Raw genomic sequence first — 760 nt, forward strand, 5'->3', positions numbered from 1 at the left:
TGAAGTAAGGAGGCCCAATAGACAATTTACCTGCACCAATAAAATCAAGCACCAAGGGATAAAGTGTGCCAAGCATGACGGTTATCCATGCAACAACAAGAATGATATTGTTCGCGAGGAGAAAGCTCTCTCGTGAGAGCAGTTGATGTTCTGATTTACCAACGAGATCAGGCGCTCGCCAAGCATAAAGCAACAATGAGCTAATAATGGTTATGGCTAAGAGTCCAAGTACAAACTGCCCTCGACTCGGATCCGACGCAAACGCATGAACAGACGTGAGTACGCCCGAACGTACCAAAAACGTACCCAGTAAACTTAAGGAAAACGCGATAATGGCGAGAAAAATAGTCCAGCTTTTAAATGCTCCGCGCTTTTCAGTTACGGCTAAGGAGTGCATAAGCGCCGTACCAACTAACCACGGCATAAAGGAAGCGTTTTCAACAGGATCCCAAAACCACCATCCGCCCCAACCAAGCTCGTAATACGCCCACCAACTTCCTAATGCAATACCTAGCGTGAGAAACCCCCAGGCCGTTATGGTCCAAGGTCGCGACCATTTAGCCCAAGCGCTATCCAAACGCCCTCCCATCAAGGCAGCGATGGCGAAAGCAAAAGCAACAGAAAACCCGACATATCCCATGTAGAGCATCGGCGGATGAACAATGAGCCCAAAGTCCTGCAATAGTGGGTTGAGATCGCTACCTTCCATAGGCACATGCGGGAAAGTCCGGGCAAACGGATTAGACGTGAGCAGGATAAA

Annotated in this window: 1 protein-coding gene; it reads right to left on the reverse strand. The window is 48.7% G+C overall.

Translation table 11 applies throughout. The features are described 5' to 3' along the window. A partial coding sequence (locus A3750_RS19275; RefSeq protein WP_197475164.1) for a heme lyase CcmF/NrfE family subunit occupies nucleotides 1-760 on the reverse strand: 760 nt, incomplete at both ends.

The organism is Oleiphilus sp. HI0079 (genome assembly GCF_001635105.1).